Below are 5,068 nucleotides of genomic sequence, written 5' to 3'. Positions count from 1 at the left end.
CATGCGCGCGGACGACGGCGAGGCGCGCGACGCGCACGACGCCGCGTCCGGCGACGACATGCCGACCGTGCCGATCCCCGCGCGCCGCGCCGTCACCACGTTCGACGCCGCGTCCCGGCGCGAACGCTACGAGGCGCAGCCGCTGCCGGAACGCCTCGTGCGCCGCGTCGTCACGCGCGCGTTCAACACGTGGGTGAAGGCGGCGACGCGCACGGCGAAACGGCTCGACTGGTTCCCGCGCGTCGATCCGTACGTCGGGTACGGCACCGGCGACTATTCGCGGCTCATCTGCCGCACCGTGTACGCGGGGGAGGGCAGCGAGTACGGGCGCGCCACGCGCGGCATCCGCGGCATGCTCGCCATCCCCTCACCGCACACGCAGGTGAAGATCCGCATCGACGACGTGCCGCTCGAAACCGTGCAGGTCGGCGAAAGCGAACGCTACGACGCGGTGGACGCGCGTCCCGACCTCGACAGCGAATACGCGATCTCCGACACGTCCGGCTATCTGGATCTCGTCGCCGAGCAACGCCTCGAACCGGGCGTGCACGACGTCTCCTACCGGGTCAACGGGCGCAAGCCGGTGCACGCGAAGCTGTTCACGATCCCGAAGGGCGCGAAGGTCGGCATCATCTCCGACGTGGACGACACCGTGCTGATCACGCAGGCGCCCATATTGTGGAAGGCCGCGTGGAACCTGCTGTTCCTCAACCCGGACAAGAAGGCCTCCGTGCCCGGCATGAGCGTGCTGTTCACCAAGCTCGCCGACCTGTTCCCGGACGCGCCGTTCTTCTACCTGTCCACCTCGCCGTGGAACGTGGAAGGCTCGATCCGCCACTTCCTCGAGAACCACGGGTTCCCGGAAGGCCCGCTGCTGCTGCGCGACCTCGACCCGCGTCCCAAGACGTTCATCCCCTCCGGGCCGCAGCACAAGCTCGAATTCGTCGAACAGCTCATGGCCGACTTCCCCGACATGAGATTCATCCTCGTCGGCGACGACGGCCAGAAGGACCCCACCACCTACGCGACCGTCGTCCGTCGCTACCCGGGCCGCGTGCTCGCCATCGCGATCCGCCAGCTCAGCCCGCGCGAACTCATGCCGTTCGGCATGCGCAACCCGGCCGGCATGACCGCCACGCAGCCGATGCCCGACACCGACGTGCCCGTGTTCACCGGCACGACCGGCGCGAACATCATGAAGACGATGCTGCCGTACCTCAAGGCGCATCTGGGGTAGGGGGTCCGCGGCGGCGGTTCCGCGGGTGGGATACGTGCGCGCGGAACCGGTTCGCGCGTGCGTATAATCACCCGTATGACTGAAGAGAACCAACTGGCCGGCGGTGAAGGCGGCGAACAGGACATGATCGAGGGCGCGACGACGGGCGACGGCGGCGAGGCCGTCGCGACGGCGCCCGCCGTGCCCGTCGCGCACCGCGAGCCGACACGACGCGAACACCACGGCGACGTGTTCATCGACCCGTACGAATGGATGCGCGACAAGGATTCGCCGCGCACGCGTGATTACGTGGCCGCGCAGAACCGTCTGTGCGAGACGCGCAACGCGCACCTCGACGGACTGCGCCGCACCCTGTTCGACGAACTCAAATCGCACGTGCAGGAGACCGACATGTCCGTGCCCGTGCGCATCAACGACTACTGGTACTACGCGCGCACGCAGGAAGGCCGCCAGTACGCGGTGCAGTGCCGCATGCGCGTGCGCGGCGCCGACGACTGGGACCCGCCCGAGGTCGACCCGTTCGGCGCGCCAGGATCGCTGCCCGGCGAATCGATCGTGTTCGACGCCAACGCGGAGGCGGAAGGCCACGACTTCTTCCGGCTCGGCGGCATGGACCTGAGCCGCGACGGCCGGTGGATGCTCTACGGCGTCGACACGGCCGGCGACGAACGCTACGACTACCGGATCCGCGACCTCGGGACCGGCGAGGAGCTGCCCGAAGTGTTCCGCGGCGTCGGCGCCGCCTGCTTCACGCCCGACGCGCGCTACGTGTTCTGGGTGGAGCTCGACGACGCGTGGCGCCCATGCGCGGTCTGGCGGCACAAGGTCGGCACCCCGGTCGAGACGGACGCGTGCGTGTACCGCGAGGAGGACGAACGCTTCTGGGTGGGCATCGGCCTGAGCTTCGACGAACGCAACCTCGTGCTCGGCACCGGATCCAAGACCACCACCGAAGTGCTCATGCTGCCCGTGACCGACCCGGAAGGCGAATTCCAGGCGTTCATCCCGCGCAAGACCGACATCGAATACGACGTGAGCTTCGCCTGCTTCGAGAACGCGGGGGAGCACGGCGAGGACATCCCGCTCGCCGTCGTCTACCACAACGCGAAGAACCCGAACTTCGAGATCGACGTGATCGACATGCGCCGGCACGAGCCGCCGTACACGCTCGGCGAAGGCGTGTGCGTCGCCGAAGGCTCGCCATACGGCTGCGAGCACGCGCCCTCGGCCGAGGACCGCGCGAAGGCGATCACCGCGCCCTACTTCAACGCGCACAACCCCGCCATCCTGCAGGGGCTGCACGGCCTCGGCGTCGAAGGCATCGCCATCCACCGTCATTTCGTCACGCTCGCCTACCGCGCCGACGGACTGCCGCACGTCGCAATGATGCCGAAACGGGCCGCCGTCGAGGACTTCCTCGCCGGACGGCCGTGGCGGTTCACCGAACTGCTGCCTCCCGCGCTCGAAGACGACTGGGACATGGTCGCCGGCGACCGCGACGAGACCGGCGACCACGGCGAGACGCTGTGGGCGGAGGACTGGGACGCGGGGCACGCCGGTGCCGGTGGTAGTGGTGCCGGTGCCGGTGTGACCGACCATACGTCGTCGTCGGACGGCGCGAGCGACGACCATCTGCCCGGCGAGACGCGACGGCTCTACTCGATCGGCACCGGCGGCAACCCGTCCTACGACGCGCCGCGCATGCGCTACTCGTTCACCAGTTACACGCGCCCCGGCGAACTGCACGAGATCGACCCGGCGACCGGCGAGGACCGGCTGCTCAAACGCGCCACCGTGCTCGGCGGCTTCGACCCACGCGACTACATGGAACGCCGCGTGTGGATCCGCGCCCGCGACGGCGAGCGCATCCCCGTCTCGCTCGTGTGGCGGCGCGACTTCCCCGCGCAGGATTCGCCGATGTTCATCACCGGCTACGGTGCGTACGAGATCTCCTCCGACCCGAACTTCTCCGTCGCGCGCCTGAGCATGCTCGACCGCGGCGTGCTGTACGCGGTGCCGCACATTCGCGGCGGCGGCGAACTCGGCCGCGCCTGGTACGAGCAGGGGCGACGGCTCAACAAGAAGCACTCGTTCGAGGACTTCGTCGACGCGACCGCCGCGCTCCAGCATGCGCATCTCGCCGACCCGCGCCGCACCGTCGCCAACGGCGGCTCGGCGGGCGGCCTGCTGATGGGCGCGGTCGCGAACCTCGCGCCGGGCCTGTACGCGGGCGTCGAGGCGGATGTGCCGTTCGTCGACGCGCTCACATCGATCCTCGACCCGTCGCTGCCGCTCACCGTCACCGAATGGGACGAATGGGGCGACCCGCTGCACGACGAGGACGTGTACCGGTACATGAAGTCGTATACGCCGTACGAGAACCTGCCCGCCGCGGATTCGGACGCCGGCCGCGCGTTCCCGCGCGTGTTCGTCACCACGTCGATGAACGACACGCGCGTGCTGTACGTGGAGCCGCTCAAATGGGTGGCCGCCATGCAGTCGCGCGGATTCGACGCGATCGCCAAGATCGAGGTCGAGGCCGGGCACGGCGGCACCTCCGAGCGCTACAAGCAGTGGGAGGAGGTCTCCTACGAGAACGCGTGGTGCCTGGATGTGATGAACCTCAGGTATTGAGGTGCTGATATGAGTTGAGCCCCCTCGGCCATGAAGGCCGAGGGGGCTCAACTCATATGAGATGGGTGACGGGCGATGCGTGCCTCTCCCTTCTTGGCCTCCCTCTGACGAGGGAGGTGTCCGCCGCGTGCGGACGGAGGGAGAGACCCGGCGCGCCGCTACTGCTGCTCTTCGAGGGTGAAGAACTGGTCGCCGATGCGCAGCGTGGCGGGGGCCTCAAGCTGCGCGGGCGTGCCCTTGACGACCTGCTGCTCCTCGCCGTTGCGGATGATGAACGTGCCGTTCAGCGAACCGTAGTCCTCGATCCACAGCTGGCCGTCCTGATCGATGCTGATGGCCGCGTGGTTGCGGGACGTGGTGCGCGTCGGATCCTCGATCTTCACGGCCTTCGCGCCCTCCGGGATCGCCTCGGACGGGCGGCGGCCGAGCAGCACGCTGCGGTCGATGAGAATCGTCTGGCCGGTCGCCTCGTTGTGCAGCACGTACGTCTTGTGCGCCTGCTTGATGGTGAACGAGCTGGACAGGACGGTGCTGTCCCAATCCTCGTCGTCGTCCTGGGCGGCGGAGGTCTGCGGCTGCTGGGCGGGCTGGGCCTGCTGGGTCGCGGGCTGCTGGGCGGGCTGGAACGTCGACTGGATCGGCTGCGCCTGCGACTGGTTGGTGACGAACGTGCCCGTCACCACCGGGGTGCCGGTGGCGAGGCCCGCCGCGGCGAGACCGGAGGCGGGGGCCTGCGCGGCCTGCGCGGGCTGCGGTTCGGGCTGCTGAGACTGTGGCTGCTGGGCGGGAGCCGGCTGGGCTTCGGGCTGCGCGGCCGCCGGGGTGTTCACCGGATCATCGGCGTACCAGCCGGGTTCCGGTGCCGGAGGGAAGGGAATCACATTGCTCATCTGCCATGCTCCTCACTGACGGCTGGCGAGCGCCGCGTTGACGGCCGGGTCGCCCAACTGGGACAGCCAGTCGACGAGCGCCGGGTACAGGTTCGGGTTCTGCGCCAGGGCGGCGTACAGTTCCGGCGCCTTCTGCGCGATCTCGGCCATCTGCATCTGGTCGGTGGTGGTGCGGGCGATTTCCGCGGTGAAGCCGTACGGGTTCTGCGGGGCCTGCGCGTACGGGGACGCCGCGTACGGGTCGGCGGCGGGCTGCTGCGCGTACGGGTCGGCCTGCGGCTGCTGGGCGGCCGGCTGGGCGTAGGCC

Annotated in this window: 4 protein-coding genes; 2 read left to right on the top strand and 2 right to left on the bottom strand. The window is 69.3% G+C overall.

Annotated features, from left to right (window positions below; genetic code table 11):
- Position 1 precedes the first annotated feature (1 nt).
- Both BSTEL_RS11270 and BSTEL_RS11265 read left to right on the top strand, forming a co-directional pair.
- Positions 2 to 1,237: an App1 family protein gene (locus tag BSTEL_RS11270; protein ID WP_051923101.1), complete on the top strand. Its 1,236-nt coding sequence runs from the start codon at positions 2 to 4 to the stop codon at positions 1,235 to 1,237.
- A 123-nt stretch (positions 1,238 to 1,360) separates the two neighbouring features.
- Entirely contained in the window at positions 1,361 to 3,871 is a 2,511-nt protein-coding gene (locus BSTEL_RS11265; RefSeq protein WP_051923102.1) for a S9 family peptidase, read from the top strand.
- Positions 3,872 to 4,029: 158 nt separating this feature from the next.
- Here BSTEL_RS11265 and BSTEL_RS11260 read toward each other — a convergent pair whose 3' ends face one another.
- Together BSTEL_RS11260 and BSTEL_RS12405 are read right to left on the bottom strand one after the other, a co-directional pair.
- Entirely contained in the window at positions 4,030 to 4,554 is a 525-nt protein-coding gene (locus BSTEL_RS11260) for an FHA domain-containing protein (protein ID WP_420796419.1), read from the bottom strand.
- A 219-nt stretch (positions 4,555 to 4,773) separates the two neighbouring features.
- Positions 4,774 to 5,068: variant leucine-rich repeat-containing protein (locus tag BSTEL_RS12405; protein WP_034530476.1), on the bottom strand; the 295-nt coding region annotated here is incomplete at its 5' end.

Origin of the sequence: Bifidobacterium stellenboschense (assembly GCF_000741785.1) — a bacterium.
In the GTDB taxonomy this organism is placed as follows: Bacteria; Actinomycetota; Actinomycetes; order Actinomycetales; family Bifidobacteriaceae; genus Bifidobacterium; species Bifidobacterium stellenboschense.
Note: the sequence above shows the minus strand (reverse complement) of the source record. Positions and strands in the feature narration are given on the sequence as shown.